The organism is Desulfuromonadales bacterium, assembly GCA_035620395.1.
Classification (GTDB): Bacteria; Desulfobacterota; Desulfuromonadia; order Desulfuromonadales; family DASPGW01; genus DASPGW01.
Genome location: DASPGW010000265.1, coordinates 1 through 26,687, shown reverse-complemented (window position 1 = coordinate 26,687; position 26,687 = coordinate 1). Strand labels below are relative to the sequence as shown.

General features: G+C 64.5%; 25 protein-coding genes and 2 tRNA genes. All 27 read right to left on the bottom strand.

The genetic code is table 11. The features are described from left to right. A partial coding sequence (gene acpS, locus VD811_14660) for a holo-ACP synthase (protein HXV22224.1) occupies window positions 1–277 on the bottom strand: 277 nt, incomplete at its 3' end. Between the two features lies 1 nt (window position 278). Next, window positions 279–998, bottom strand: a complete 720-nt coding sequence (locus VD811_14655) for a pyridoxine 5'-phosphate synthase (GenBank protein HXV22223.1) — start codon at window positions 996–998, stop codon at window positions 279–281. 2 nt (window positions 999–1,000) lie between these two features. Then, window positions 1,001–2,371 carry a phosphoglucosamine mutase gene (glmM, locus tag VD811_14650; GenBank protein HXV22222.1) on the bottom strand — a complete coding sequence of 457 codons (1,371 nt, stop codon included), beginning with the start codon at window positions 2,369–2,371 and terminating at the stop codon, window positions 1,001–1,003. Beyond that, window positions 2,372–3,052, bottom strand: coding sequence for a CdaR family protein (locus VD811_14645; protein HXV22221.1), 681 nt, complete (start codon window positions 3,050–3,052; stop codon window positions 2,372–2,374). Between the two features lie 2 nt (window positions 3,053–3,054). Next, window positions 3,055–3,843, bottom strand: coding sequence for a diadenylate cyclase CdaA (gene cdaA, locus VD811_14640; GenBank protein HXV22220.1), 789 nt, complete (start codon window positions 3,841–3,843; stop codon window positions 3,055–3,057). Between the two features lie 28 nt (window positions 3,844–3,871). Beyond that, window positions 3,872–5,080, bottom strand: a complete 1,209-nt coding sequence (folP, locus tag VD811_14635; protein HXV22219.1) for a dihydropteroate synthase — start codon at window positions 5,078–5,080, stop codon at window positions 3,872–3,874. Continuing rightward, window positions 5,080–6,951 carry an ATP-dependent zinc metalloprotease FtsH gene (gene ftsH / locus VD811_14630; protein HXV22218.1) on the bottom strand — a complete coding sequence of 624 codons (1,872 nt, stop codon included), beginning with the start codon at window positions 6,949–6,951 and terminating at the stop codon, window positions 5,080–5,082. Before ftsH ends, folP begins: the two co-directional genes overlap by 1 nt. 98 nt (window positions 6,952–7,049) lie before the next feature. Then, window positions 7,050–8,465: a tRNA lysidine(34) synthetase TilS gene (gene tilS / locus VD811_14625; GenBank protein ID HXV22217.1), complete on the bottom strand. Its 1,416-nt coding sequence runs from the start codon at window positions 8,463–8,465 to the stop codon at window positions 7,050–7,052. Between the two features lie 38 nt (window positions 8,466–8,503). Then, window positions 8,504–8,580: transfer RNA gene (locus tag VD811_14620), tRNA-Met, on the bottom strand. Between the two features lie 42 nt (window positions 8,581–8,622). Further along, a tRNA-Met gene (locus tag VD811_14615) sits at window positions 8,623–8,699 on the bottom strand. Window positions 8,700–8,797: 98 nt separating this feature from the next. Then, on the bottom strand, window positions 8,798–9,580 hold the full coding sequence (locus VD811_14610) for an SPOR domain-containing protein (protein ID HXV22216.1): 783 nt from the start codon (window positions 9,578–9,580) through the stop codon (window positions 8,798–8,800). Window positions 9,581–9,595: 15 nt separating this feature from the next. Next, window positions 9,596–11,281, bottom strand: a complete 1,686-nt coding sequence (gene argS / locus VD811_14605; protein ID HXV22215.1) for an arginine--tRNA ligase — start codon at window positions 11,279–11,281, stop codon at window positions 9,596–9,598. Between the two features lie 92 nt (window positions 11,282–11,373). Then, window positions 11,374–11,754, bottom strand: coding sequence for a septum formation initiator family protein (locus VD811_14600; protein ID HXV22214.1), 381 nt, complete (start codon window positions 11,752–11,754; stop codon window positions 11,374–11,376). A 104-nt stretch (window positions 11,755–11,858) separates the two neighbouring features. Continuing rightward, a complete protein-coding gene (locus VD811_14595; protein ID HXV22213.1) occupies window positions 11,859–12,161 on the bottom strand; it encodes a helix-hairpin-helix domain-containing protein in 303 nt (100 codons plus the stop codon). A gap of 225 nt (window positions 12,162–12,386) precedes the next feature. Beyond that, window positions 12,387–14,504, bottom strand: coding sequence for an LPS assembly protein LptD (gene lptD, locus VD811_14590; GenBank protein HXV22212.1), 2,118 nt, complete (start codon window positions 14,502–14,504; stop codon window positions 12,387–12,389). After that, window positions 14,501–15,772, bottom strand: coding sequence for a folylpolyglutamate synthase/dihydrofolate synthase family protein (locus VD811_14585; GenBank protein HXV22211.1), 1,272 nt, complete (start codon window positions 15,770–15,772; stop codon window positions 14,501–14,503). The genes lptD and VD811_14585 overlap by 4 nt, the downstream gene beginning before the upstream one ends. A gap of 4 nt (window positions 15,773–15,776) precedes the next feature. Next, entirely contained in the window at window positions 15,777–16,628 is an 852-nt protein-coding gene (accD, locus tag VD811_14580) for an acetyl-CoA carboxylase, carboxyltransferase subunit beta (GenBank protein HXV22210.1), read from the bottom strand. Window positions 16,629–16,869: 241 nt separating this feature from the next. Then, window positions 16,870–17,676, bottom strand: coding sequence for a tryptophan synthase subunit alpha (gene trpA / locus VD811_14575; protein HXV22209.1), 807 nt, complete (start codon window positions 17,674–17,676; stop codon window positions 16,870–16,872). Window positions 17,677–17,736: 60 nt separating this feature from the next. Beyond that, on the bottom strand, window positions 17,737–18,417 hold the full coding sequence (locus VD811_14570) for a uracil-DNA glycosylase (protein HXV22208.1): 681 nt from the start codon (window positions 18,415–18,417) through the stop codon (window positions 17,737–17,739). A gap of 132 nt (window positions 18,418–18,549) precedes the next feature. Next, complete coding sequence (locus VD811_14565) at window positions 18,550–19,812, bottom strand: DEAD/DEAH box helicase (protein ID HXV22207.1); 1,263 nt, start codon at window positions 19,810–19,812, stop codon at window positions 18,550–18,552. A gap of 96 nt (window positions 19,813–19,908) precedes the next feature. Beyond that, a complete protein-coding gene (gene trpB / locus VD811_14560) occupies window positions 19,909–21,102 on the bottom strand; it encodes a tryptophan synthase subunit beta (protein ID HXV22206.1) in 1,194 nt (397 codons plus the stop codon). A gap of 62 nt (window positions 21,103–21,164) precedes the next feature. Next, on the bottom strand, window positions 21,165–21,779 hold the full coding sequence (locus VD811_14555) for a phosphoribosylanthranilate isomerase (protein ID HXV22205.1): 615 nt from the start codon (window positions 21,777–21,779) through the stop codon (window positions 21,165–21,167). A 73-nt stretch (window positions 21,780–21,852) separates the two neighbouring features. Next, window positions 21,853–23,205, bottom strand: coding sequence for a TrpB-like pyridoxal phosphate-dependent enzyme (locus VD811_14550; protein ID HXV22204.1), 1,353 nt, complete (start codon window positions 23,203–23,205; stop codon window positions 21,853–21,855). Window positions 23,206–23,313: 108 nt separating this feature from the next. Continuing rightward, the gene (gene trpC, locus VD811_14545) at window positions 23,314–24,105 is read right to left on the bottom strand and encodes an indole-3-glycerol phosphate synthase TrpC (protein HXV22203.1); all 792 of its coding nucleotides are present in this window, start codon (window positions 24,103–24,105) and stop codon (window positions 23,314–23,316) included. Window positions 24,106–24,167: 62 nt separating this feature from the next. Beyond that, on the bottom strand, window positions 24,168–25,217 hold the full coding sequence (gene trpD / locus VD811_14540) for an anthranilate phosphoribosyltransferase (protein ID HXV22202.1): 1,050 nt from the start codon (window positions 25,215–25,217) through the stop codon (window positions 24,168–24,170). 91 nt (window positions 25,218–25,308) lie between these two features. Next, window positions 25,309–25,875, bottom strand: coding sequence for an aminodeoxychorismate/anthranilate synthase component II (locus VD811_14535; protein HXV22201.1), 567 nt, complete (start codon window positions 25,873–25,875; stop codon window positions 25,309–25,311). Between the two features lie 72 nt (window positions 25,876–25,947). Next, the coding region (locus VD811_14530) for an anthranilate synthase component I family protein (GenBank protein HXV22200.1) at window positions 25,948–26,687 on the bottom strand (740 nt) is incomplete at its 5' end.

Below are 26,687 nucleotides of genomic sequence, written 5' to 3'. Positions count from 1 at the left end.
TGAGCTGCAATGACGGCTTGCCGAGTTCGTCGCGCGTCACTTCCATCTGCTGCCAGCTGATTCCCTGGCGCAGGCCAAGTCCGAGCGCCTTGAGGAACGCTTCCTTGGCGGCGAAGCGGGCCGCAAGGTGTGGTGCCGGATCCTTTTTAGCCAGAGCGTAGGCTTTTTCGCCGGCAGTGAACAGCCGGTCGATGACTGCCGCCTTTTCTGCCGTCAGCAACCGGCGGAAGCGATCCACGCGGGCCAGGTCGACGCCCAGACCGGCAGCCGGCGCCACCCTAACGCCCCCGGACCAGTGCCACCATCTCCCGCACCGCCTGTTCCATCCCGACGAGAACGGCCCGGGAGACGATACTGTGGCCGATATTATATTCCTCGATACCGCCCAGGGCGACGACGGCGCCGACATTACGATAGTCGAGGCCGTGGCCGGCGCTTATCCCCAGGCCAAGCTTGCGTCCCCCGCGCACGGCAGCCTCGATCCTCGCCAGTTCGTTGCGGCGCACCTCGGAACTGACCGCGTCGCAATAGTTGCCGGTATGGATTTCGATCACCTCGGCGCCGAGCCGGTGCGCGGCCTTGATCTGTTCCAGATCGGGATCGATGAAGAGGCTGACGATGATTCCCGCCTGTCGCAGCAGTTCGACCGGCTTCAGCAGCGCCTGACGCTGCTGCATGACATCGAGCCCCCCTTCGGTGGTCAGCTCGGCTCGCTTCTCCGGCACCAGGGTAACGCTGTCGGGGCGGAGCTTCAGGGCAATTCCAACCATCTCCTCGGTGGCCGCCATCTCCAGATTGAGTCTGGATTTGACCGTACGGCGCAGGACCTCCACGTCCCGGTCCTGGATGTGACGCCGGTCCTCGCGCAGGTGGACGGTAATGCCGTCGGCGCCGGCCAGTTCGGCCAGGGCCGCCGCGGTGACGGGATCGGGCTCTACCGTCCGCCGGGCCTGACGGACGGTGGCGACATGATCGACGTTGACTCCGAGTCTGGCCACGGTTACTTGTTCTCCTTCCTGCCGCCGAGCTCTTTTTCAATGGCCGTCGCGATACCTTGGGCCAATTCGGTGATCCGGTACTTGTCCTGACCTTCGAGCATGATGCGCAGCAGCGGCTCGGTTCCGGAGTAGCGGATCAGGACCCGGCCGGTTTCCCCGAGCAACTGCTCGGCGGCGGCGATGGCTTTCTGCACGCCGGGGCATTCGGTCAGATTCCGACGCTCGGCCACCCGCACATTGAGCAGCACCTGCGGCAGGGCGATCATCACCCGAGCCAGTTCCGAAAGCCGCCTGCCGGTGCGTTGCATGATCGCCAGCACCTGCAGGGCAGAGATCATGCCGTCGCCAGTGGTATTGTGGTCAAGAAAGATCATGTGTCCCGACTGTTCGCCACCGAGGTTGAAGCCGCCGCGCAGCATCTCCTCTACCACGTAGCGGTCACCAACGGCGGTCTTGACCACCTTGCCGCCCGCCTGTTTCAGCGCGATATCGAGCCCCATGTTGCTCATCACGGTAGCCACCAGCGTCTTTTTGGCCAGCTTGTTCTGCTTGAGCAGGTGCGTGGCACAGATCGCCATGATGTGGTCGCCGTCCACCTCGTTGCCGAACTCGTCGACGAAGATCACCCGGTCGGCATCGCCGTCCAGGGCCATTCCCAGGTGAGCGCGGTGCTCTTTCACCGCCTCGGACATGACCTCCGGATGGAGGGAACCGCAACCGGCGTTGATGTTGGTGCCGTTGGGAGAGACCCCCAGCGCGACGACCTCGGCGCCAAGTTCCTCGAGCACTGCTGGCGCCGCCTTGTAGGCCGCCCCGTTGGCGCAGTCGAGAACGATCTTCAGGCCGCTGAGATCGAGATCCCGAGGGAAGGAATTTTTGAGAAAGACGATGTAGCGACCGCGGGCGTCGTCGATGCGGAAGGCCTTGCCGACCTCCGCGGCGGTGGGACGCAGCGAATCTATTTTCTTGGAGAAAATCAACTCCTCGATCCGCAGTTCCAGCTCGTCGGGAAGCTTGAAGCCGTCCCGGGAGAAGAACTTGATGCCGTTGTCCTGGTAGGCGTTGTGCGAGGCTGAGATGACCACCCCGGCATCGGCCCGCATCGAGGCGGTGATGAAGGCAATCCCCGGCGTCGGCAACGGCCCGACCTGCAGCACGTCCACTCCCATGGAGCAGATGCCTGCCGCCAGGGCATTCTCGATCATGTAGCCCGACAGACGGGTATCCTTGCCGATGACGATGCGGTGCCGACGGTTGCCGTCCTTGAACACATAGGCCGCGGCGCGACCGAGCTGCATGGCCATCTCGGTGGTCATGGGATAGATATTGGCCACCCCGCGGACCCCGTCGGTCCCGAACAGTTTCTTCTCCATTTAGCGACTTCTCCCGTTTTTTTTCTCGCCGGCCGGCGGCAGCGGTTCGACACTCACCCGCACTTCGACGGCTTCGCTATCGTTCAGCCAGGTGTACTTGCCCCGGTAACTGATCGGCACCATCAGGGTGAAACTCTCCTTCGCCCCCTCGACCTCCACCGGATCGGTGGTCACTTCGGCGATATCCTTGATCTCGCTCTCCGCCCCTTGCACGGTCACCTGGTCCGGTTTGAGACGGACGGCGCCCAGTTGAAATCCCTCGGCCGGAATACCGGTGAAGACGACCCTGAGCGGCACCACCTTCTCCCTTATCCGCTCCAGCTTGACATCAATGAAAGAGGGAGAGAGGCGGGTGACCTTGACGCCACTGGGAATGTTCAATCGCTCTTCCAGGCGTTTGAAGGAGGTCAGGCCCGGCTTGAGATCGACCAGATCGACCGAGATGCTGATATCCTTGGGGCTGAGATTCATCAGCAGGGTACGCGGTCCACTCAGGCGCACGTCGATCAGGCTCGGCACCTCGTTGGCAACCATCATCCCCTCCGGGACATTCTTCAGCTCCAGCGGAACGGTATAACCGACCTCCAGCTTGCGCTCCCCCATGACAAAAAACCACAGAACCAGAGCAAACGCCAGGGAGAGCAGCTTCAGAACCCAGTTGTCGGACAGTGAACCCAGCATGGCTATTTCTTCTTTTTCTTCACGGTGCGCGGTTCGAACAGACGTTTGAGCACCCGCTTCAACGAAGTCGAATCGAGATCACGGGTGATGCGCCCGCCGATAACAACCGAAATCTTGCCGGTCTCTTCGGAGACGACGATGGCAACCGCATCAACCAGTTCGGTCAGCCCGATGGCCGCGCGGTGCCGGGTACCGAGGGACTTGCTGATGTCAGGATTCTGCGACAGGGGCAGGAAGCAGCCGGCCCGTTTGAGCCGCCCCTGCTGAATCACCAGGGCGCCGTCATGGATCGGCGAATAGGGCAGAAAGATGGAGGTGATGAGGTCCGAGGAGACCTTGGCGTCGATCTCGACGCCGACTTCAAGGAAATCCTTGAGGCCGGTCTCCCGCTCGATGACGATCAGGGCGCCGATGCGCTTGCTGGCCATGTTGACGCAGGCCTTTACCAGCTCGTCCATGACCTCGGTCTCTTCCTGGTAGGAGAGATCGGCGAAGAACGGATTGCGGCCGACATGGATCAGCGCCCGGCGGATATCGTTCTGGAACAGGACGACGATGACCAGAATGATCGAGGAAAGGAAATTGTCGAGGAGCCAGTGCAGGGTGTAGAGCCCCCCGAGCTGGGAAGCGACATAGAGAATGAGCAGGACCGCCAGGCCGAGCAGCATCTGGACGGCGCGGGTTCCCTTGATGAGCAGGATGATCCGGTAGATGATGAAGGCAACGAGGCAGATGTCGAGCAGGTCGAGAAGCCACCTGAAGTTTTTGAACATGTCGAGCATCTCGCCCATATCGGCACCGGCTTGGAAAAGAAAAGGGTCAGTAGAGGCCCGGCACATCCTTCCGGCAGACGGTCCAGGCCATCAGTGCCGCATCCCGAGCCGGGCGCACGTCATGCACCCGGAAGATCTGCGCTCCGCGCGCCACACCCAGGGCGACAGTAGCCAGAGTCCCCGCAAGGCGTTGCTCCGGCTCGGTCCGACCGATGACTCGGCCGATGAAGCTCTTGCGCGAGGTACCGAGCAACACGGGGCGCCCCAGGCTCTGCAGTTCCGGCAGGCGGCGAAGCAATTCAAGGTTCCCCTCGGCACTCTTGCCGAAGCCGATGCCGGGGTCGACCGCCAGTTTCTCCGTCGGGACGCCGGCGGCGGCAGCCTGCATCAGCCCCTGCTGCAGGTAATCGACGACCTCGCCGAGCAGGTCGGCATAGTGCGTTTCCGCCTGCATTTGATCGGGACGCCCGCGGGTATGCATCAGAAAAAGACCGGCGCCGGTAGCTGCGGCCGTCGCGGCCATCTCTGGGTCGAAGCGCAGGCCACTGATATCGTTGATGAATTCGGCACCAGCAGCTACGGAAGCCGAGGCGACCGCTGCCTTGCTGGTGTCGACCGACAGAGGGAGCGCCACCTCCCGGCGCAGCGCCTCAATTACCGGGACCACCCGGTCGATCTCCTCCTGCGCACTTACGGGGGTCGCTCCGGGCCGTGTGCTTTCGCCGCCGACATCGATGAGATCGGCCCCCTCGGCGGCCAGCTCCAGCCCACGGCGTAGGGCGCTCTCCACGGAACAGAAGCGGCCACCGTCGGAGAAGGAATCGGGGGTTACATTGAGGATTCCCATGATGAGCGGCCGCGCAAGCGGTAACCGGCAACTGCGTCCGGCCAGAAAACGTGGCGGCCGTGCGAGGTTCCGCAGCAGAGCGGACAGTGCATCGGCCAGTTCGGCCGACTGGCCTGGCATCCCGGCCAGACGTTCACAGAGCAGAGCCAGAGTCTGCGGAGAACCGACAAGGATGACGTCGGTTGCGGAAGAGGTACCGGTGGGGGCCACCGCCTCGCCGCCGAGGGCGCGCATCTCCTGCCGGAGCTGTGCGGCAAGCCGGGCGGGGACACCGGCAAGACGGACCAGTCGCCGCTCCGCAGCAGCGGCGAAATGAACCGCCTCGGCCGGCTCGATACCGATCCCCTGAAATTCCCGGCAAAGCTCTTCTTCTGATTCCAGCCAGAGCAGCCGCGGAGCTGACACCATCATTCCGCCTGGTGCAGCGCCTCTTCAACGCATGGGCCGGCACCGGGGGCGACCGTTTCGCCACTCCGGGGCGCCGCCGCAGTCGATTCGCCGAACACCATCCGCCGGATCTCGGCGCCGTCGAGATTTTCCCGCTCGAGCAACGCTTCGGCCACCAGAACCAGGGCGGCGCGCTGCTGCTGAAGGATGTCGCGGGTCCGTTCGTAATTCTGCTGGACGATGCGGCGAATTTCACCGTCGATCTCCACCGCCGTCGCCTCGCTGTAGTTCTTCATGTGCCCCATATCGCGGCCGAGGAAAATCTCTCCTTCCTTCTCGCCGAAGGTCAAGGGTCCGAGCTTTTCGCTCATCCCCCATTCGCAAACCATCTTGCGGGCGATGGCGGTGGCCCGTTCGAGGTCGTTGCTGGCACCGCTGGTGATGGTGGTGAAGACGATTTCCTCGGCCACCCGGCCGCCGAGCAGGGTGCAGATGCGGGTATGCAACCCTTCGCGCGTCTCGTTGTACTTTTCCTCCTCGGGGAGATACATGGTCACTCCCATGGCCCGGCCGCGGGGAATGATGGAGACCTTGTGCACCGGGTCGGCACCGGGGATGAAGAGACCCACCAGGGCATGCCCCGCCTCGTGATAGGCGGTGACCTTCTTTTCTTCCTCGGTGATGACCATGGAGCGCCGCTCAGCGCCCATCATCACCTTGTCCTTGGCCGCCTCCAGATCATGCATGTCGACCTGGTTCTTGTTACCGCGGGCGGCGAGGAGGGCCGCCTCATTGATCAGGTTGGCCAGGTCGGCGCCGGAAAATCCCGGCGTTCCCTTGGCCAGCACTTCCATGTTGACATCCGGCGAGAGGGGAACCTTGCGGGCATGGACGGTGAGGATCTTCAGCCGTCCCTTGATGTCGGGCCGGGGGACGACGACCTGGCGGTCGAAACGACCCGGGCGCAGCAGCGCCGGGTCGAGGACGTCGGGCCGGTTGGTGGCGGCGATCAGGATCACCCCTTCGTTCGACTCGAAACCGTCCATCTCGACCAGCAACTGGTTGAGAGTCTGCTCCCGCTCGTCGTGGCCGCCGCCTAGACCGGCACCGCGGTGGCGGCCGACGGCGTCGATTTCATCGATGAAAATGATGCAGGGGGCATTCTTTTTCCCCTGGACGAAGAGGTCACGCACGCGGCTGGCGCCGACGCCGACGAACATCTCGACGAAATCGGAACCGGAGATGGAGAAGAAGGGGACTCCGGCCTCGCCGGCGATGGCCCGGGCGAGGAGAGTCTTGCCGGTGCCGGGAGAGCCGACCAGCAGCACGCCCTTCGGGATGCGCCCGCCGAGCCGGGAGAATTTCTTCGGATCCTTGAGGAAGGAGACGATCTCCTCGAGTTCCTCCTTGGCCTCGTCGATGCCGGCCACGTCCTTGAAGGTAACCTGCGCCTGGGTATCGGTCAGCAACTTGGCCCGGCTCTTGCCGAAGCTCATCGCCTTGCCGCCACCCGACTGCATCTGCCGCATGAAGAAGATCCAGACGCCGATCAGCAGCAGAATCGGCCCCCAGGAAACCATCAGCGTAAACCAGAAGCTGCGGTCCTCTGCGGGTTTGGCCTCGATGATGACCCCTTTCTGCCGCAACTCGGCAATCAACCCGGGGTCGTCGGGAGCGAAGGTCTTGAACAATGTGCCGTCCTTGTATTTTCCTTCGATATTTTCGCCCTGGACGGTCACGTCCTGGACTTGCCCTTCTTCGACGGCAGCGAGAAACGCCGTATAGGTAATCGGCTTTTGCTCGCGGTCCTTGTGGGTCATCATGTTGAAGAGCAGGATCATCACCAGGGAGATGACCAGCCAGAGCGCAAGATTTTTATAAAACTGATTCACTGTACCCCCTAAAGGTTTGTTCTCCGCCAGACAACCTCCCGCCAGACGGGCGGAGAGGCACTGAGGCGCTTCGGAAATCTACCACAAACCCTCTGATTTCACAACTGAATAGTCGGGGATTCCGGCAGCTGCGCGACCAGCCGCAGCACCCTCCCTCCTGGCTGCGCAGGCTGCCGACCGGCGCAGCGACGCATGCCGACCACCCAGAGGATTTCAGCCGCCACCACCAGCAGCAGACGGCGGCGCTGTTCTCGCGGCACTTTGGCATCGATCAGAAAGTCTTTCAGTTTCTTGCTGCCGTCCAGGCCCGCCGGGCGAAACCGGTCACCGGGACGCGGCGAACGGAGAGTCAGCGGAAACCGCACCCGGTCGGCATCGAATTCTACCGCCCGGCGGTCCTCCCCGAGTGACGATGGCACCAGGACGACCTGCAACTCTCCACCGCCGGGGAGCGGGTAGTTCCCCGGACCATCGATCGTAAAAAGGCAGGAGGGGCACTCCTTGGGCGCCATCCGGCGCAGCCAGAGCTGTTCGTAGCGGCGTCCCGCCCAGGCTCCCGGCAGATGCAGCTCCGCCTGCGGGCGTTCGGCCGAAAGGAGGCCGTCGACCCCCTCGAGGTGGCAGGCGGCCACCCCCTGCAAGTCGCCGCGCACGCTCAACAGTGCCCGCCGCAGCAGTCGCAGGCGCATGGCTGGATGCAGAGCGAGCAGCCCGCTCCGCTCGAACCGGACCTCGGATTCACCCACTTGGCCAAGTTCCAACAACAACCGCCGCTCCTCCCTCTCCCAGTAGTCCTCTTCAAGGGCGAGCCGGTGGCTGAGGCGGGCAAGGTGCTCCTCGATCCGGGGATTGAAGTCGCGCAGCAGAGGGAGAACCTGATGGCGTATCCGGTTGCGGGTGAAGGTGACATCGGAATTGCTGGCATCCTCGACGAACGGCAGCTGTTGCGCTGCGAGAAACTCAAGGATTTGCTCCCTGGAGAAGGAGAGCAGGGGCCGGATGAAAAGAGTACTCCGGGGGCGCATGGCGGCTAACCCGGTGAGGGCGCTGCCGCGCAGCAGCCGGAAAAGGACGGTTTCCGCCTGGTCGTCCCGGTGATGGCCGAGGGCGATCGCCGTGCACCCTTGCCGGGCGGCCGTCTCGCAGAGAAACTGTCGGCGGGCCTCCCTGGCCGTCTCCTCCAGCCCACGGCGCCGCTGCGCCGCCAGCACGGGAACCTCGACACGCCCTTCGATCAGAACGACGCCCAGCCCGGCACACAGTCCACGGACGAATTCGGCATCCTGCGGACTTTCCGGCCGCATGCCATGATCGAGGTGGGCAGCCAGAACGGTCAGGGGGAAGCTCGGCGCCAGGGCGTGCAGCAGATGCAGCAGAGCGACCGAGTCCGCCCCGCCGGAGACCGCAACCAGCACCCGGTCGCCGGGGGAAAGGAGGTGCTGCTCACGAAGAATGCGGGCGAAGGCGGTCAGCATGGCCAATCCCTTTTCGGAACCCTGACGGGAGAAAGACAAAGCCCTCTCCGGGTTCCGGAGAGGGCTTCGCTGGGGAATGGTGGCGGTGCAGAGATTCGAACTCCGGACACTGCGGATATGAGCCGCATGCTCTAACCAACTGAGCTACACCGCCGAAGCTTGCAAAAAACCTCCCGGCTAGGGAAGATATCGGCTTTGGTTGCGGGGGAAGGATTTGAACCTTCGACCTTCGGGTTATGAGCCCGACGAGCTACCAGACTGCTCCACCCCGCGTCACGGAGAACGGAATTTACCGGTATCCGAAAACAAAGTCAAGAAAATATTTTACCGGTCAGGCCCGACAGCGGCAGCGGCAGCCGGGGTGGGTTGCCTCAGCGCTTGCGGACCAGGGCCGTCAGCCTTTCTTCGGTTTTGAGGCGGGATACGACAGAATCGGCGGCGCCGGCGGTGGCAAAGGGACCGACGTAAACCCGGTACCAGACCCCCTTCGCCCCCAGGTTCGCCTCCTCGGTGAAAACCGAGTATCCCTTCCGGGCAAGCTTCGCCTGCAGCCCCCTGGCGTCTTCGCTACGGCGAAAAGCCGCCGCCTGCACCAGGTAGCCACCGGCGGCAGCCGGTGCGGTGGCCTTCGCCACGGGTGCGGTGGGCTTCGCCACGGGTGCGGTGGGCTTCGCCGCAGGTGCGGCAGCCTTCGCCACGGGTGCGGTGGCCTTCGCCGGCGATGGCGCCGGGACATCCGCCTTCGTCGGCATGGAAGTCGCCACCGCTGTTGCAGAGGACACTGCAGCCGGCTTGGCCGGCTCGGCGGCCGGGACGGTTGCCAGCGGAGCCGTCTCGCTGGCCGGCCGCAGGTTGATGCCGCTGCCGAGAGGCGCCTGTCCCCCCTTGGGCAGCGAGTCGTAGAAGGTCAGGCTATCGGCCGGCCGCTCGCCGGCCGCCGGTGCAGCCGCGGCCGGCGGCGGCACGGCCTCTGCCACCGGCATGCGCACCGCCTGGGGTGGGGCCACGGCAACGACGGGCTTGGCGCTGCCGCGCCCCACCAGCACCCCGAGCGTGAAGCTGACCATGGAGACGACCAGCACCAGCGCCAGCAGGATGACAGCCTGCTTTTTCTCCAGTCGACGCTGGCTGCGCGTAGCGAACTGACGAACCATGGCGGAGCCTCCCTGCTACATCTGCTCCGGAGCCGAGACACCCAGAAGCAGCAGTGCGTTTTCCAGCACGGCGCGGACACAATTGACCAGATAGAGACGAGCGCGACTGGCCTCGACATCCTCTGTCAATACCCGCTGCCGATTGTAGTAGCTGTGGAAAAGGGCCGCCAGTTCCTGCAGGTAGAAAACGACACGGTGCGGCTCGAGGTGAAGGGCGGCGCTTTCCACGGTTTCGGGGTAACGGGCCAGCAGCTTGGCCAGGGCCAGTTCCTCATCGAGAATCAGCCGGTCGAAGTCGACCTCTCCCAGACCAGGCAGGGGTATTCCCTGCTCGGCGGCGTTGCGGCTGACGCTGCAGACACGGGCATGGGCGTACTGGACATAAAAGACCGGATTGTCGGCGGTCTGCTGCTTGGCCAAATCGAGGTCGAACACGAGTTGGGAGTCGGTCCGGCGCATGAGGAAAAAGAAACGGGTGGCATCGCGGCCGACCTCGTCGATGAGATCCCGCAGGGTAACGTAACTGCCGGCGCGTTTGGAGATCTTGACCTCCTCGCCGCCGCGCAGGACCGTCACCATCTGGTGCAGCACGTACTCTGGCCACCCCCCTGGAATCCCTGCGTTCAGAGCCTGCAGACCGGCCCGCACCCGGGTGATGGTGCTGTGATGGTCAGCCCCCTGCTCGTTGATGACGCGGCCAAAGCCCCGCTCCCACTTGTCCAGGTGATAGGCGACATCGGGGACGAAATAGGTGTAGCTGCCGTCTGCCTTGCGCATCACCCGATCCTTGTCGTCACCGAAGGCGGTGGTACGCAGCCAGAGCGCGCCGTCCTGCTCGTACGTATGCCCGTTTTCCGTGAGCCGCCTGACCACCTCCTCGACACGCCCATCGGCGTACAGGCTCGACTCGAGGGAGTAGACGTCGAATTGGACGTCGAAGGCCGTCAGGTCCTGGTCTTGCTCCCGGCGCAGCCAGGCGACGGCAAAGCGGCGGATGGCATCCAGGTCGTGCGGGTCGCCGGCAGCGGTGACCTGCTGGTCGCCCGCCGCCACCGTCTCGCCGGCCAGGTAACTGCAGGCGACGTCCCGGATATACTCCCCCTGGTAGCCATCAGCCGGCCAGCGCGGGTCGTCCGGTTCGATGCCGAGGCAACGCGACTGGACCGACAGGGCCAGATTGGAGATCTGGGCGCCGGCATCATTGTAGTAGAACTCGCGGGTAACCGCCCAACCGGTAGCGGCAAGCAGCCGACAGAGGGTGTCGCCGACCGCGGCGCCGCGGCCGTGGCCGATGTGCAGGGGCCCCGTGGGATTGGCGCTGACGAATTCGACCTGAACCGGCTGCCCCTGCCCGACCCGGCTGCGGCCATAGTCCCGCCCTTGCCGCACCACTTCGTCCAGGACGCCGTACCAGCAGCGGTTGGTGAGAAAAAAATTGATAAAGCCGGGACCGGCGATTTCCACCCGTCTCCAGAGTCCATTGCCGGCGCCAAGTGCCGCGACAATCGCCTCGGCGATTTTGCGCGGCGGCTTTTTTTCATCCCGAGCCAGGAGCATCGCCACGTTGGCGGCAAAATCACCATGCTCGGCATGGGCAGGGACTTCGAGGGCAAATTCGGGGAATAGTCCGCCATGGAGTGAACCGGCGGCGTAGCACGCCTGCAGCGCTCCCCTGATCTGCTGTCGCAGTTGCTCTTTCATGTCGATTCAGTCTTTCCTGGCAGAATGGGTCGGGGCGGCCGATTGGACGCGGATGGGATGTGAGAGGGCGGAAGCTACACGCACAGCCGGCGTCAGTTCCCCGGCGGGGGGGCGCCTTCCTTTTCGCCGGGGGGCCTGTCCAGACCCGCAGTTCTGGTGGTCTTCTGCACCGAACGGAACTGATAGACCAGTTCGTCGTCCTTCACCATCCCCAACTCCTTGCGGGCAATCGCCTCGAGATAACGGCGGTCGTTGCGAAGGGACTCGATTTCCTGGCGCAGTTCGGCATTGGCTGCTTCAAGCTGCCTGACCTCCTCCTGCAAGGCGGCCTTCTGCCGGCCGGCCTGCACTGCCCGCAGAATGCCCCGGTCGCCGAAGAGCGCGAAACCAAGCAGCAGCAGGGCCAGCAGCACCGGCACGATCGGCGGCCGGCGCGGCAAATGTTTTGGAGGATCCGTTTCGGCTTGAGTCATGGGACTTTCTGCATTGGCTTCGGCAAGGTGCCGACGAACAGCTACTCCGTCTCGTTGAAGTTGCGCCCGCCGGCGAAAGCCGGCGGGCGCGTCTGCAACGCTAATTATTCGATGCTGATCAATCCCCGGATTTTCTCGAGGGATTTCTTGCCGACCCCTTTGACCTTGAGCAGGTCATCGGGGGAGCGGAACTTGCCCTTCTCGGTCCTGTAGGCAACGATCCGATCGGCGGTTACCTGGCCGACTCCGGGCAAACCCAGGAGCTCCTTGGCCGTGGCCGTGTTGATGTTGACCTTGGCCACCTCGGCCGCGGCGACCCGGGTAGGCTCGGCCGCCGTCGCCCGGACGGCAGGTGCGACTGCCGCCAGGCAAAAAAGCATCAGTACGATTCCAAAAACTTTCTTCATGTTCCCCTCCGGTTAATGGTACAGGTTGGTGGTTACTCCCGGCCCGCGTGACTTCCCCCTCCATCCCCCCTTTCATCTTGAATTGACAGCGCGCGGTCCGGGGATCCTGAAACAGCGGAAACAGCACCAACGATCAAATACTTTTCAATTTAAATGCACATGAAGCCAATTAGCACAGTGGACGCCGGACGTCAACTTCTTTTCGCTGTCGGGCAGTTCGGCCGGTCATTCCGTTGGCCGGCCGAAGTCGCCGCCGAAGCCGGCCACCTTGCCAAGTCCGGTGAGGGAAAAGGTGATCAGGTACTCCCGATCTTCCAGTCGATCCCGCAAGGTCAGGAAGAGGCTCCAGCACTGCGCCCGATATTCGAGGTTCAGTACCTTCTCCAGATCTCTGTCGCCGGCAAAGTCGTAGCGGTGCTGGTAATTGACATAGAACGGTTTGAGCCATGCCAGGTCGAGATTGGCGGCGACATATTCGATATCCTCCTGCCGGAAGCGGTAATCGAGGTGGAGGGCGTTGCCGGCACCATCCTGGACCCCGCCACGGGCGTTGAAGACCAGGAACCGGTTGCTTAAGCCGTCTTCGGCCGAGTTCACATCGTAGCGCGCATCGACATCCAGAAAGCTCCAGCGGGTGGGCCGGGCAATGAGTTCGGCGCGGATATCGGAGAAGGGACGCAGTTGATCCTGGGGATTGAGCTGGTCGCGACGGGACTCGCGGATGTCATACTCCTGGGAGAGGCGCAGGTAGAGAAACTCATGATAGTTGACCTCGCCATTTTCCGGTTCCAGCTTGGCAGTGAAGCGATTGGTGAGGGCATAGGCGATCATGTTCCGCGGCCCGATGTTATCCCTGGCATCGAACTGGGGCAGATGCGCCTGGTTCTCGGGGGGGATATAACTGTAGATGACTTCCGGTTCTACGCTGTGACGAACCTTCTTGATCAGCCTGCCGTTCGTGGAGAACACGCGGGAGAAGCGCGTGGAGATGCGGGTGGAGAAATCGTACAGGCCTTCCTTCTCGAAACCGGGCCCCTCGTCGGAGGTCCAGTAAAGACGCTCCAGAAACCCCACCTCGGGAGATATCTCCAGAATCTGCCCCGGATGGAAAAAGGCGGAGAGGGCCGGGCGCAGGGTGAGACGCTCACCTTTCACCCCCTCCTTCCGCCAGAAATAGGTAGAGGTGCCGTTAACGCCGAGATAAAATGGGGATTCGGCCAGGCGCTGACGAACGGCGGTCAGGTCAATCTCGGGCAGGCGTTGCAGGGTCTGGTCGTTGCTCTGCTGCAGATCCTTGGTGTACTTGAGCTGCCCCGTCAGGTTGATTTTCTCCCAATTACGGCTGGCGGCGACCACCGACTGGGCCTTGTCCCGGGTGTACTCCTCGGCTACCTCGCCGAAATCCTCGAAGTAGTCACGGCTGCTGACATACTCGACGTCTGCCGTCAGACGCACCCGACCGGGCAAGGTCCCCATGTGCTGCCAGTCGATGGCGTAGCGGTTGTCGGCATCCTTCAGACCACTGACGTGGTAGAACTTGGCCAGCCCGTCGTTGTCCTCCCCCAGGATATAGCGGTATTCAACCCCCTTGCCCACCCCCAGGTCGGAAAAGTAGTCAAGATAAACGGTGGCATCCATGTTCCGGCCGAGGACCTGGTAGTACGCCAGGGAGAGCTGGGTCCCGCGTTTGCGGGAAATACCGAAACGCGGCATGAGCATGCCGGACTCCCGCTCGGTTTTGACCGGGTAGATGATGTAGGGGATGTAAAGGACGGGAATGTCGCGGATATAGAAGAGGACGTGTCTGGCCCGGGCGTAACGGCCGACAGTGACATCCAGGCGATTCGCCGCGAATTTCCAGGAAGGCTTTTCGCCGTCACAGGTGGTAAAGGTCCCACCGGTTAGCCGATATCTCAGCTCATCGAACTTTTCGATTTCGTCGCCGGCAAGATGAAAGTTATGCTCCTTGAGAAAAATCCGCGCCTCGCGCAGATGGCCACGGCCGGAATCGAGATTGAAACGCATCTCCGCAGCAGACATCTCACCGCTTGGCTCGACCACCCTGACCTCGCCGCGAGCAATGGCGTCGCCGGTTTCAGTGTTCCACTCGACCTGGTCGGCGTTCAGGCTCAGTTCCCCCTTCTGCAGATGCACCTGCCCGACCGCCTGGTAGGTGGCCGCCGCCTTGTCGTACGACAGGGTATCGGCTTCGATCGATACCGGCGCAGCATCGGCCGCTTCGGGTGCGGCATCGAGCGCCAGGGCCGTGTGCAGCGGCAGCAGCAGGAGCGCAAAGGAAACCAGTGCCGGCATCCACCGGCAAAGCGGGGCAACAAAATTCACGACCGGTCCGACTCCTGGTTCAGCAGATATTCACGGGCGGCGGCCACCAGAAACAGGGAGCCCGCCACCAATACAATTTCGCCGCCGCGGCGGTCGGTAAGCGCCGCAGCCACTGCGGCCGCCGGCGTCGCATGCACGCTGCCGGCCAGGCCGGCAGCCTCGCCCCGCCTCCGCAGCTCCTCGGGGGGGACCGCCGACTCTGCCGCCGGCACGGTGCAATAGAGAGCGGTGACCAGCGGCAGCAGCGGCCCGAGAATATCGTCCGGCCGCTTGTCCCCCTTGAGAGCGACCACCCAGCGGATTCCGTCCGCCCCCAGGGTGGCGAGATAGGCGGCCAGCACCTTCGCCCCCCCCTCGTTGTGGGCGCCGTCGAGCAGCACCTGTCGCCGCCCCTCCCACCACTCGAGCCGCCCCGGCCAGCGCACCTGCGCCACTCCCGCGCGCAGTGCCGCCTCCGGCAGGGCTACCCCCTGCCCGCGCAACAGGCTGGCGGCAGCCAGCGCCACGGAGAGGTTGTCGTGCTGGTGGATGCCGGCCAGACCGGGCTGCAAATCCGCCAGTTCCAATCCCGGCCCGCGATAGGAGAATCCCCCGGCGGCCGGCAGCGGCGCGAAATCCCGGCCGCAGAGCAGAACGGGCGCCGCCAGCTGCCGCGCCCGCATCAACAGCACTTCAAGCGCCTCGGGTTCCTGCCGGCCGAGGACCAGCGGCACCCCCGGCTTGATGATCCCCCCCTTTTCCGCGGCAATGGCCGCAAGCGTCCCGCCAAGGTGCTCGGCGTGGTCGCGGCAGATCGGGGTAATGACGCTCAGACGGGGAGTCACGGCGTTGGTGGCGTCCAGACGTCCCCCCATGCCGACCTCCAGAACGACGAAATCCACCTGGCGGCGACGGAAATGAAGCAGTGCCAGAGCGGTCGTAAATTCGAAGAAGGTCGCGGGCACGCCATCCGCCACCGAGCGGATTTCGGCGACAAGTCGCGACACCTCGTCTTCGGCAATCGCTTTTCCGTTGACCCGGATGCGTTCGGTGAAAGAGTGCAGATGCGGCGAGGTGTAGAGGCCTACGCGGTAGCCCGCCCGAATCAGGATCTCGGCCAGAGTGGCGGCGACCGACCCCTTGCCGTTGCTGCCGCCGACATGCAGAATACCGAAGTCCCGCTCGGGATGTCCGAGCCGGGTCAGCAGCGCCCGGATGTTCTCCAGCCCGAGCTTGATGCCGAAGCGCTGGAGGCCGTAGAGATAGTCGAGGCTCTCCCGGTAGCCCACGCGATCAGGCTTGGACGTTGGTGAAAATGCGCAGGATCTGGGCCAACCGTTCCTTCATCTCCTGGCGGCGGACGATCATGTCGACCATGCCGTGTTCCAGCAGGTATTCCGAGCGCTGGAACCCCGCCGGCAGCTTCTGCCGGATCGTCTGCTCGATCACCCGCGGACCGGCGAAACCGATGAGCGCCCGGGGCTCGGCCATGTTGATATCCCCCAGCATGGCGAAACTGGCAGTGACTCCGCCGGTAGTCGGGTCGGTAAGAACGGAAATGAAGGGGAGGCCGGCGGCCTTGAGCTTGGCCAGAGCAGCGCTGGTCTTGGCCATCTGCATCAGCGAAAGGATGCTCTCCTGCATGCGGGCGCCGCCGGAGGAAGAGAAAACGATGACCGGCTTGCGCTCGGCGAGCCCCCTTTCGATCGCCCGGGTGATCTTCTCCCCGACGACCGAACCCATGCTGCCGCCCATGAAGCCGAAATCGAACACCGCCACCGACACCGGCAAGCCCTCGATGGTCCCGTCACCACAGACCACGGCATCGCCGCCGCTTTTCTTGACCGCCGCCTTGATACGATCTTTATACTTCTTCGAATCCTTGAAATCGAGGAAGTCGACCGACTGCATCGCAGCGTCCCTCTCGACGAAGGAACTCTCATCGAGAATCAGGATGATGCGCTCGCGGGCGCTGATGCGGAAATGATAGTCGCACTTGGGGCAGACGTTGAGGTTGCGCTCGATCTCCTTGGTGTAAATGATTTCGTTGCAGTTCTTGCACTTGGTCCAGATCCCCTCGGGCATCTGCACCTTCTTGGTTTCGACCGGCGCGATGGGCGCTTTTGTTTTGTTGAACCAGGCCATAAGTTTACCTCGTCTTCTCTCGGGAACGGCCGTCAGGGGGTAAGTTGTCCCCCTGTGCAGAGGCTGCCGACGGCCGGTGTCCCGGGCATTCAGTCCCGCAACGATTGCCGCGCGAAACTGGGGCTTGATGTGAAAATCCTTACCGGAACTGCACCCCGACCGAGGTTGGTCAGTTCCCGCCGCCTCCGGGCCGGCGGCGTCAAAGGGAGGGTAAAACGCAGAGCTGCAACCCGGGTCCCGGTCAGGCCGCCCGACGCCGCAGGCTCTGCTTGAGGGCGCGGATGAACGCCCCGGCCTGGGCCGGCAGTTCGGGCGAGGAACCGTAGGCGGCGATCACCTTCACCAGAGCGCTGCCCACCACCACCGCATCGGCGAAGGAGCCGACGGCGGCGGCATCGGCGGCAGAAGAGATGCCGAAGCCGACGGCGACCGGCACCGGGCTTTGCGCCCTGAGCGAGCGCACCGCTGTCTCGATGGCACCGGCATCCACCGCGTGTGTCCCGGTGACGCCGGTCATCGAGACATAATAGAGAAAACCCTCACCCGCCGCAGCCAACCGGGCCATCCGTTGCTGAGGGGTGGTCGGGGCAAGCAGGGTAATCAGCCGCACACCGGCCGCCCGCAGGTCGCCGTGGATTTCGTCGGCTTCCTCCGGCGGCAGATCGACCAGCAGCAAGCCGTCGACGCCGGCGGCGGCGGCGTCCCGGGCGAAGCGGGTCGGACCATAGTGAAAGATCGGATTGTAATACCCCATCAGAACGATGGGGACATTGGTATGCCGGCGCACCCTGGCGACCAACTCCAGAATGGCCGGCAGCGTGGCCCCGGCCGCCAGCGCCCGCTCGGACGCCGCCTGGATGACCGGCCCGTCGGCCATCGGATCGGAGAAGGGAAATCCGAGTTCGATGATGTCGGCGCCGGCCTCGACGAGGACATGAATCAGTTCCTCGGTCCGCCCGAGGTCCGGGTCGCCGGCGGTGATGAATGGAATCAGGGCCGTCTCCCCCTGCTGGCGCAGGCGGGCAAATGCCGCTTCGATGCGTCCCATGGTCTTACTACCTCTTGCCCCTCGGAAATTCTGCCAGTTTAGTCGAACGACTCCCCCTTTTCAACCGTTTTCTCCCGCCGCCAGCCGCTTCACCTTTGCCAGCAGGTCCAGGAACATCGCCTCCGTCAGGCGTCGGGTCTGGATGTTGTAACGGCTGGTGTGGTAGCTGGCGACCAGCCAGGGACCGTTTCCCGGACGGAAGACAGCGCCATGGGCGAAGGGGTAGTCGGCCAGGCGCCCGACCGTCCCTTCCGTCTGGAAATGACGCAGGGTGCTGGTGAAAGCGCCCTGACCGAGGGCGACGATCACCCGCAGCCGCGGCAGGCTGGCCAGCTCTTCGGCCAGGAAGGGGCGGCAGCAGGCGAACTCGGCAGGCGTCGGCTTGTTGTCGGGAGGAACACATTTGACGGCGTTGCTGATGTAGAGGTCGTGCAGCCGCAGGCCGTCGTCAGCCGCCATTGCTTCGCCGTGGCTGGCAAAGCCCGCCCGGTGCAGCAGCGGATACATGAAATCACCGGCACCGTCACCGGTAAACGGGCGACCGGTTCGATTGGCGCCATGGGCGCCTGGAGCCAGGCCGACCAGGGCGACCCGCGCCTCGGCGTCGCCGAAGCCCGGCACCGGTGCGTTCCAGTAGTCGCTGCGGCCCAGTCCCCGGCGGGGCGGCAGGGCGGCGATATAATCGACCAGGCGCGGACAGCGGCGGCAGCCGATCAGACCGGGAAGATCACTGCCGAGCATCGTCAGCGCCTGAATGGGAGTCGACTGCTGCTAAGGCCGCCGCAGGTGCGACGAAGGCCACCCCGGCCAAAGGAGGCAGAATGGCTGACATTGTCGGCATTCGATATTTCCCGCAACTCTCCAGAGAAACGTTCATCCCGGCTTCGGCCCGCCCTTGTGCCGCGGGGGCCGGCGCGTGCGGGACCGCTTCCCCTCGGGCCCTCTTCGTTCCGGCACGGGGGCCTTCTTGCGCGGGGCGCTGCGCTTGTAGTCGCGGCAGAAATCGTCCTCCTCGGGGAAGGCGCTGGGGATTTTACGGCCGATGTACTCCTCGATCTCGGGGAGGTGGAAGACCAGGTCCTCGTCGGCGAAGCTGATCGCCTTGCCGAAGGCCCCGGCCCGGGCAGTGCGGCCGATGCGGTGGACGTAGTCGGCGGCATCCTGCGGCAGGTCGTAGTTGATCACGTGCGAGACCCCGTCGATATGGAGCCCGCGGGAGGCAACGTCGGTGGCGACGAGAAAAGTCAGCCGCCCCTCCTTGAACTCCTTGAGCAGGCGCATCCGCTTGTTCTGCGGGATGTCGCCGGAAATGACGGCAGCCTTGAGGTCGTTGTCCTGCAGACGTTCGGTGAGGTACTCGGCCTCCTTCTTGGTGTTGACGAAAATCAACACCCGGTCGGCGGCCTCCTCCTTTTTCAGCAGCCCGAGCAGCAGGGGGAACTTCTCCCGGCGGCCGGCGTGGTAGAGAATCTGCTCCACCTTCTCGGCGGTCACCTGTTCCGGCTCGATCCGCACCCGCTCGGCTAGGTCCATAAACTCGTAGGCGAGCTCCATCACCCGCGGCGACAGGGTGGCCGAGAAGAGCATGGTCTGCCGATGCTCGAAGGTGGGCAGTTTGCGCAGGATGTAGCGCAGGTCCTTGATGAACCCCATGTCGAACATGCGGTCGGCCTCGTCGATCACCACCGCCTCGATCTGCTCGAAAGAGAAGACCCGCTGCTTGGCGTAATCGATGAGCCGCCCCGGGGTGGCGACGATGATGTCAACGCCGTCGCGCAAGGCCTGGCGCTGTTTCTCGTAGTCGAGACCACCGAAGATCGGCTGCACCCTGAGCGGGCAGAAGGCCCCCAGGCCCTTGGCGTCCTCGCAGATCTGCACCACCAGTTCGCGGGTTGGGGCCATGACCAGGGCGCGCGGGTTGCGGCCGGTCGGCTTGCCGCTGCGCAGCAGGCGGGTAAAGAGGGCAATCAGGAAGGCGGCGGTCTTGCCGGTACCGGTCTGCGCCTGGGCGGCGACGTCCTTGCCGGCAAGGGCGTACGGGATTGACTCTTCCTGCACCGGGGTCAGATCGGTGAATCCCACCTGGGCAATCCCCTTCAGAACCTCCTCAGGCAGGTCGAGCTCGGTGAATTTCATGGTTTTCCTTTGGGAAACAGGCAAAAGGCCAAAGGCACGAGGCTAACAGGTTCTGATTCTACCTATTGCCCCGTACCTGGTGCCTCGCGCCTGACGTTAAAGTTCCACCCCCATCGCCTCGGCGACGGTATGGATGTCCTTGTCGCCCCGGCCGGAGAGGCAGACGGTGAGGAGCGCCTCCTTCGGCAGGGTCGGGGCGAGTTTCATGACATGGGCGACGGCATGGGCGCTCTCCAGGGCCGGGATGATCCCTTCCATTCGGGTCAGGGCCTGGAAGCCCGCCAGCGCCTCGGTATCGGTGATCGACACGTACTCGGCCCGGCCGATCGCATGCAGGTGAGCGTGTTCCGGGCCGACGCCGGGATAGTCGAGGCCGGCGGAGATCGAGTGGGCGTGCTCGATCTGCCCCTGCGCATCCTGCAGCAGGAAGGTCTTGTTACCGTGCAGCACTCCGACCTGCCCGGCGCCGATCGAGGCGGCGTGCTTGCCGGTCTCGACCCCGAGGCCGGCCGCTTCGACCCCGATCAGCCGCACCCCCGCGTCCTCGATGAAGGGGTAGAACATCCCCATGGCGTTGGAGCCGCCGCCGATGCAGGCGACCGCCGCGTCGGGCAGGCGTCCCTCGGCGGCCAGGATCTGCTCGCGGGTTTCGCGGCCGATCACCGCCTGGAAGTCGCGCACCAGCTCCGGGTAGGGGTGCGGGCCGGCCACCGTGCCGATGACGTAAAAGGTGTCGCGCACATGGGTGACCCAGTGGCGCAGCGCCTCGTTCATGGCGTCCTTGAGGGTGGCGGTGCCGCTGGTGACGCCGTGCACCTTCGCCCCGAGCAGCTTCATGCGGAAGACGTTGAGCGACTGCCGGCGGATGTCCTCGGTCCCCATGAAGACCTCGCACTCCAGGCCAAAAAGCGCCGCCACGGTGGCGGTCGCCACTCCGTGCTGGCCGGCGCCGGTTTCGGCGATGACCTTCTTCTTCCCCATGCGCCGCGCCAGCAGCACCTGGCCGACGGTGTTGTTGACCTTGTGCGCGCCGGTATGGTTCAGGTCCTCGCGCTTGAGGTAGATCTTCGCCCCGCCGAGGTATTCGGTCAGGCGCCGGGCGAAGTAGAGAGGGCTCGGCCGGCCGACGTAGTCCTTGAGATAGTAGTTGACCTCGGCCTGAAAGGCGGGGTCGGCCTGCGCCGCCCGGTAGGCCGCTTCCAGCTCAAGCAGCGCCGGCATCAGCGTCTCGGCTACGTAGCGGCCACCGAACTGGCCGAAATGGCCTCTTGCGTCGGGATAGTTGTACATTATTGCTTCCTCTGGTGGGGGCGCAAGGCATGCGCCTTGGGCGGACGCCGTCCGCCCCGACATCATATCAATCCTTTTGCATTTCGAATGAACGCCGCGACTTTCTCCGGGTCTTTCTTGCCCGGCGAAACCTCGACCCCGCTGGAGACGTCGACGCCGTAGGGGCGCACGGTGCGCACCGCCGCGGCGACGTTCTCCGCACGGAGACCGCCGGCAAGGATCACCGGCCGCTGCCGGGCGACGGCCGCCGCCAGTTCCCAGTTGAAGCGCTCGCCGGTGCCGCCGTAGGCCCCGGCCACCCAGGCGTCGAGAAGCAGGGCCGACACGGCATAGGCCGCATGGCCATCCAGGCTCGCCGCCTCCTTCACCCGCAGCGCCTTGACCACGCGCCGCGGCGCAAAATCGCAGGCTGCCGGTCCCTCGTCGCCGTGCAACTGGAGGACATCCAGGCTGCAGAAATCAGCGATCTGCCGGATGAGCTCCGGCTTCTCGTTGACAAACAGGCCGACGGCAGTGACGAAGGGGGGCAACTCGGCGATGATCTGTCGTGCCGCCTCGGGAGTAAGGCAACGCGGGCTCCTGTCGTAGAAGACGAACCCCAGCGCGTTCGCCCCGCACGCGCAGGCGTGCAGGGCGTCGTCGACCTTGGTAATGCCGCAGATCTTGACCTTGACCATAAATTTTCCGTAGGGGCGACCCGCTGGGTCGCCCAGGGCGAGGCACCGCCTCGCCCCTACACAAAACCCGTCCCTACCCGACCTTCGGCAGATGCGCCAGCGACTCTTTGATCGCCTCGGCCGGGTACTCGTAGTCAGTGAGCTTGCCGGCGAAGAAGTCGTCGTAGGCTGTCATGTCGACGTGGCCGTGGCCGGAGAGGTTGAAGAGGATCGTCTTCTCCTTCCCTTCCTCCTTGGCCAACAGCGCCTCGTCGATGGCGCCGCGGATGGCGTGAGACGACTCCGGCGCCGGGATGATCCCCTCGCTGCGCGAAAAGAGGACCGCGGCCTCGAAGCAGGCGAGTTGGTGGACCGCCCTGGCCTCGACGATGCCGGCATGGACCAATTGCGACACCAGCGGCGAAGCGCCGTGGTAACGCAGACCGCCGGCATGGATACCGGGGGGCATGAAGTCGTGGCCGAGGGTGTACATCTTGGCGACGGGTGCCATCTTGGCGGTGTCGCCGTAGTCGAAGGCGTAGACGCCGCGGGTCAGGGTCGGGCAACTCGCCGGCTCGATCGCCAGGACGCGCACGTTCTTGCCGTTGGCCTTGTCGGCGACGAAGGGGAAGCCGATGCCGGCGAAATTGGAGCCGCCGCCGTGGCAGCCGATGACAACGTCCGGATAGTCCCCGGCAATGGCGAGCTGTTCCCTGGCCTCGATGCCGATAACCGTCTGATGCAGGCAGACGTGGTTGAGGACGCTGCCCAGGGCGTAGCGGGTATCGTCGCGGGTGGCGGCATCCTCCACCGCCTCGCTGATGGCGATCCCCAGCGAACCGTTGCTGTCCGGATCTTTCTCCAGGATGGCGCGACCGGCGTGGGTGCGGTTCGACGGTGACGGGATCACCTCCGCCCCCCAGAGCTGCATCATGCTCTTGCGGTACGGCTTCTGGTTGTAAGAAACCTTGACCATGTAGACGGTGCACTCGAGGCCGAACATCTGGCAGGCCAGGGAAATAGACGAGCCCCACTGACCGGCGCCGGTTTCGGTGGCGATGCGTTTGGTGCCGGCGATCTTGTTGTAGTAGGCCTGGGGAACGGCGCTGTTCGGCTTGTGCGAACCGGCCGGCGAGCCCCCTTCGTACTTGTAGTAGATCTTCGCCGGAGTGCCGAGCGCCTTTTCCAGCCGGTGGGCGCGAAAGAGCGGGGACGGCCGCCAGAGCCGGTAGATCTCACGCACCGCTTCGGGGATATCGATCCAGCGCTGCTGCGAAACCTCCTGCTCGATCAGCCCCATCGGAAAGAGGGGGAGCAGGTCATCCGGAGTGACCGGCTGCATCGTCCCCGGATGGATCACCGGCGCCAGTGGGCCTGGCATGTCCGGAATGATGTTGTACCACTGCTTCGGGATGCGGTCTTCGCTCAGCAAGATCTTGGTCTGCATGTCAACTCCTATCGGGCAATGGGCAAAGGGACATATCCGGCACAGGGCAAAAGGCTCGAGGCGCATGGTTCAAAACCTTTAGCCCTTTGCCCTTAGCCTTCGGCCGATTTACAGATTTCCGATCAATTCGCGCAGCTTCGCCTCAATGTCGGCCTCGCGCATCAGACTCTCGCCGATGAGAAAGGCCCCCGCCCCGGCCGCCTGCAGCCGTTGGATGTCGGCGCGAGTGTGAATCCCGCTCTCGGCGATGACGAAATGCCCCGACGGAATCCGCGGCAGCAGCCTCTCGGTCGTCGCCAGGTCGGTGACGAAGGTGCGCAGATCGCGGTTGTTGATGCCGATCAGCTCGCAGTCGGTCTGCAGCGCACTCTCCAACTCCGCCTCGTCGTGCACCTCGAGCAGCACGTCGAGCCCCAGTTCCCTGGCACAGGCGGCAAAGTCACGCAACTGCGGCAGCTCGAGCATGGCGGCAATCAGCAGGATGGCGTCGGCGCCGGCACAGCGTGCCTCGACGATCTGGTAGGGGTCGCAGACGAAGTCCTTGCGCAGCAGCGGCAGTCGCACCAGTTCGCGGATCAGCCCCAGGTAGCGCAGATGACCGAGAAAAAAACGCTCGTCGGTGAGCACCGAGAGGCAGGCGGCACCCCCCGCCGCATAGGTCTCGGCGATGGCCACCGGGTCGAAGTCGGGGCGGATGACCCCCTTCGAGGGAGAACCCTTCTTCACCTCGGCGATGATGGTCGTCCAACCCGAAGCGCGGCTGTCCTTCAGCGCCCGGGCGAAGCCGCGGGTCGGTTCTTCCAGGTCGGCGATGCGCGCGCGCAGGTCGGCTGCGGAGATGCGCGCCTTGGCGGCGGCCACTTCGTGGCGTTTATGGGCAACGATTTCGTCGAGGATCATGCGAAAGGTCTCGGGTCCAGAGTCCAAGGTCTCAGGTGTCAGGATTCCTGAAACCTGATACTTTATTGGTTAGTCAGCCGCGCCAGCCCTTCCAGCTTCGCCCGTGCCTGACCACTGTCGATTGCCTCGGCTGCATCGGCGAGGCCGGCCGGGATATCCGCCGCCGCACCGGCCGCGACCAGGGCGAAGGCGGCATTGAGCAACACGACGTCGCGCTTCGGCCCGTGCTCCCCGGCGAGCACGGCGCGAACGATGGCGGCATTCTGCCCGGCATCCCCCCCCTGCAGATCGGCGAGGGCGCAACGGGTCAGGCCGAAGTCCTCCGGCTCCACCGTCGAGAGGATCACCTCCCCGTTCCGGATCTCGCCGACGCGGGTAGGACCGGTCAGGGTCACCTCGTCCATGCCGTCGCGGCCATGCACGACGAAGCCGCGCCGGCAGCCGAGCTGCACCAGCACCCGGGCCAGGGTTTCCACCAATTCCTCGCGGTAGACGCCGAGCACCTGGCGGTCGGCGCCGGCCGGGTTGGTCAGTGGCCCGAGGATGTTGAAGATGGTGCGGATGCCGATCTCGCGGCGCGGACCGATGGCATGCTTCATCGCCCCGTGCAGCGCCGGCGCAAAGAGAAAACCGACGCCGAGATCGGCAATGCAGCGCTCGACGGTCTCCGGCGTGACCGACAGGTTGACGCCGAGGCGTTCGAGCACATCGGCGCTGCCGCAGGCCGAGGAGACGCTGCGGTTGCCGTGCTTGGCCACCTTGACGCCGCAGGCGGCGACGACGAAGGCGACGGTGGTGGAGATGTTGAAACTCTTGGTGCCGCTGCCGCCGGTGCCGCAGGTATCGAGGATCGTCTCGCGGTCGATATTGATATCCTCGCGGTCGATGTCGAGCACCCGGCCGACGCGGATCGGCGTGGCGCGGGCGCGCATCACCTTGGCGGCGCCGGTGATCTCGGCCACCGTCTCCCCCTTCATGCGCAGGGCGGTTATGAAGGCGCCGATCTGGGCGGCGGTCGCCTCGCCCCCCATGATCTGATCCATGACCTCGATCATCTCGGACTCGGCAAGGTCCTGCCGTTCCACCACTTTCGCGATCGCACGTTTTATCATGGAAAACTCCGGTTGCAGGCCCTGGGCCCGAGGCCAAGGGCAAAAGGGCAATCGCCTCCAGCCTTCAGGCCCTTGCCTCGTGCCTCGGGTCTCAACTCATCTCCAGAAAATTCTTCAGCAGCTTCTTCCCCTCGACGGTGAGGATCGACTCGGGGTGGAACTGCACCCCCCAGAGGGGAAGATCGACGTGCTCCATCCCCATGATCTCCTGCTCGACGGTCCAGGCGGTCATCCGCAGGCAGGCCGGCAGGCTTTCCAGCTCGACCAGCAGCGAGTGGTAGCGGGTAGCGTCGAAGGGGTTGGCGAGTCCGGCAAAGAGCCCCCGGCCATCGTGATGCACGGGGCTGGTCTTGCCATGCATCAGGCGCGAAGCGCGTACCACACGGCCGCCGAAGGCATGGCCGATCGACTGGTGCCCCAGGCACACCCCGAGGATGGGCAGCTTGCCGGCAAGCCGCTGGATCGCCTCGACGGAGATCCCCGCCTCGGTCGGCGAGCAGGGTCCGGGGGAAATGACGAGGCGCCGCGGCTGCAGGCGCTCGATGCCGGCGACGTCGATGGCGTCGTTACGGAAGACCCGCACCTCCTCGCCCAGTTCCTGCAGGTACTGGACGATGTTGTAGGTGAAGGAGTCGTAGTTGTCGATCATCAATAGCATGGGAACCTCAATGGGCCGTAAACGGTGAACGGTGCACGAACTCCCGATCACGGCTTACACGGATCACGGTATTCAATCCAGCCCCGCCGCGGCCATGTCCAGCGCTTTGCGCACTCCCATCGCCTTGTTCAGGGTCTCCTGGTGCTCCGCCTGCGGATCGCTGTCGGCGACGATGCCGGCACCGGCCTGCAGGTAGATGCGTTCTCCCTGTACGACCAGGGTACGGATGGCGATCGCCATGTCCATGTTCCCCGAGAAGGAAAAGTAGCCGACCGCCCCGCCGTAGATTTCGCGGCGGACCGGTTCGAGTTCGTCGATGATCTGCATCGCCCGGATTTTCGGCGCCCCCGAGAGAGTGCCGGCCGGGAAGGTGGCGCGGAAGACGTCGAAGGCATCGCGGCCGCCTTCGAGCAGCCCGCGCACGTTGGAGACGATGTGCATTACGTGCGAGTAGCGCTCGACGACCATCAGTTCGCTCACCTCCACCGTACCCGTGCGGCAGACGCGCCCCAAGTCGTTGCGCCCGAGGTCGACCAGCATGATGTGTTCCGCACACTCCTTGGGGTCGGCGAGCAGGTCGTGCTCCAGGCGGAGATCCTCATCGGTGTCGGCGCCGCGCGGCCGGGTGCCGGCGATGGGACGGACCTCGACGAGCTCGCCCTCCTTGCGCACCAGTACCTCTGGAGAAGCACCAATCACCAACGTTTCACCGAAACGCAGGAAGAACATGTAGGGGGAGGGATTGATGGTGCGCAGCGCCCGGTAGATGTCGAAGGGCTCAGCCGGCAGCGGGCCGGAAAAGCGTTGCGAAA

Excerpts from the sequence above, each read along its gene's own strand:
- VD811_14570 (HXV22208.1), bottom strand. The coding sequence starts at position 18,417 with ATGCTCGGCAGTGATCTTCCCGGTCTGATCGGCTGCCGCCGCTGTCCG.
- VD811_14550 (HXV22204.1), bottom strand. The coding sequence starts at position 23,205 with ATGCAGACCAAGATCTTGCTGAGCGAAGACCGCATCCCGAAGCAGTGG.
- VD811_14610 (HXV22216.1), bottom strand. The coding sequence starts at position 9,580 with ATGGTTCGTCAGTTCGCTACGCGCAGCCAGCGTCGACTGGAGAAAAAG.
- glmM (HXV22222.1), bottom strand. The coding sequence starts at position 2,371 with ATGGAGAAGAAACTGTTCGGGACCGACGGGGTCCGCGGGGTGGCCAAT.
- trpA (HXV22209.1), bottom strand. The coding sequence starts at position 17,676 with ATGGGACGCATCGAAGCGGCATTTGCCCGCCTGCGCCAGCAGGGGGAG.
- VD811_14645 (HXV22221.1), bottom strand. The coding sequence starts at position 3,052 with ATGCTGGGTTCACTGTCCGACAACTGGGTTCTGAAGCTGCTCTCCCTG.
- trpB (HXV22206.1), bottom strand. The coding sequence starts at position 21,102 with ATGTACAACTATCCCGACGCAAGAGGCCATTTCGGCCAGTTCGGTGGC.
- VD811_14555 (HXV22205.1), bottom strand. The coding sequence starts at position 21,779 with ATGGTCAAGGTCAAGATCTGCGGCATTACCAAGGTCGACGACGCCCTG.
- cdaA (HXV22220.1), bottom strand. The coding sequence starts at position 3,843 with ATGGGCGAGATGCTCGACATGTTCAAAAACTTCAGGTGGCTTCTCGAC.
- VD811_14600 (HXV22214.1), bottom strand. The coding sequence starts at position 11,754 with ATGACTCAAGCCGAAACGGATCCTCCAAAACATTTGCCGCGCCGGCCG.
- argS (HXV22215.1), bottom strand. The coding sequence starts at position 11,281 with ATGAAAGAGCAACTGCGACAGCAGATCAGGGGAGCGCTGCAGGCGTGC.
- folP (HXV22219.1), bottom strand. The coding sequence starts at position 5,080 with ATGGTGTCAGCTCCGCGGCTGCTCTGGCTGGAATCAGAAGAAGAGCTT.
- accD (HXV22210.1), bottom strand. The coding sequence starts at position 16,628 with ATGGCCTGGTTCAACAAAACAAAAGCGCCCATCGCGCCGGTCGAAACC.
- trpC (HXV22203.1), bottom strand. The coding sequence starts at position 24,105 with ATGATCCTCGACGAAATCGTTGCCCATAAACGCCACGAAGTGGCCGCC.
- trpD (HXV22202.1), bottom strand. The coding sequence starts at position 25,217 with ATGATAAAACGTGCGATCGCGAAAGTGGTGGAACGGCAGGACCTTGCC.
- VD811_14565 (HXV22207.1), bottom strand. The coding sequence starts at position 19,812 with ATGAAATTCACCGAGCTCGACCTGCCTGAGGAGGTTCTGAAGGGGATT.
- VD811_14595 (HXV22213.1), bottom strand. The coding sequence starts at position 12,161 with ATGAAGAAAGTTTTTGGAATCGTACTGATGCTTTTTTGCCTGGCGGCA.
- VD811_14535 (HXV22201.1), bottom strand. The coding sequence starts at position 25,875 with ATGCTATTGATGATCGACAACTACGACTCCTTCACCTACAACATCGTC.